This window comes from Planomonospora algeriensis (assembly GCF_977012225.1).
In genome coordinates, this window is sequence record NZ_CDRNDK010000919.1 from 1 (window position 1) to 1,061 (window position 1,061).

Sequence of the window (1,061 nt, forward strand, 5' to 3'; positions counted from 1 at the left end):
CGGTCGATCCGGCGCAGGACCGCGGAGCCCTCCGGGTCGCGGGGGCGCAGGCACCGCCAGTGGCGCGGCGGCGGCAGCAGCGGGGTGCCCTCCGCGAACGGGCCGGGCTCCCGCCCCGTCACGGCCGTCGCGGTGACGACCCCGTCCGGGTCGACCAGCCTGGTCTCCCGCCACTCCCGGACGACGGCGCGCGGCCGGTCGTCGCCGGGGAAGGTCATGATCCAGCCGGGCCTGCCGCCGCCGGGTCCGTCGCCCGGCAGGGTCACCGTGCGCCCGGCGAGGTCCTCCCCGCGCCACGACCCGTCGGGCAGCCGGGTCACCCGCCAGCCGAGCAGGCCGTCCACCGGGACGGCGGCCGGGGCGGCCTCACCGGATCCGGCGGGCAGCAGCCAGCCCTCGTGGAGGGTTCCGCCCTCCGGGCCGGAGCCGGCGTCGGAAAGGAAGCCGGGCAGCGAGATCCGGCCGCGCTCGCCGGTGGCCGGGTCGTACTCGCGCCAGTCCCCCTCACCGCCTTCTCGCACCCAGAACGAGGTGCCGTCGCTGATCACCTCGCGCCGGGAGGGCACGACGGTGTCCCCCGGGTGCAGCACGCCGCCGCCCGTGGTCCGGCCGCCGCCGGGCAGCGGGAGGGTGGGCGCGTGGGCGCTCCGCAGCGACCAGAGGTCGCTCGGCGTCTCCATCGGCTGGAGCGCCCCGGCGGCGGAGTGCCAGTAGCCGAGCAGCGGGGGGCCGTCCCCGTAGGCGCCCCAGTAGACGAGCAGCTCGCCGTCGACGTAGTGGAAGCCGGGCTCGCTCCAGGCCTCGTCCGGCTGCTTGCGCAGGTCGTGCACGAGCACGGTGCCCTCCGGGCCGATCACCCTGGCCTGCGCCGGGCCGGAGACGATCAGGTGCGGCCACGCGTCGGACACCTCGATCTCGTCGAGGTCCTCGGGCCGGACGAGGGCTGCGACCGCCTCCTCCCAGGCCGGCCAGCCCAGCTCGTCGAAGAGTCCGGCGCGCAGCGTCCGGGCGAGTTCGGCGGCGAGGTCGGCCCGGGCCGCCTCGGCGACCTCGCCGGGGGC

1 pseudogene is annotated in these 1,061 nt (G+C 78.1%); it reads right to left on the reverse strand.

The features are described from left to right. Nucleotides 1-1,061: pseudogene (locus tag ACWJ6R_RS36890) on the reverse strand (DNA-binding protein); the annotation flags it as partial.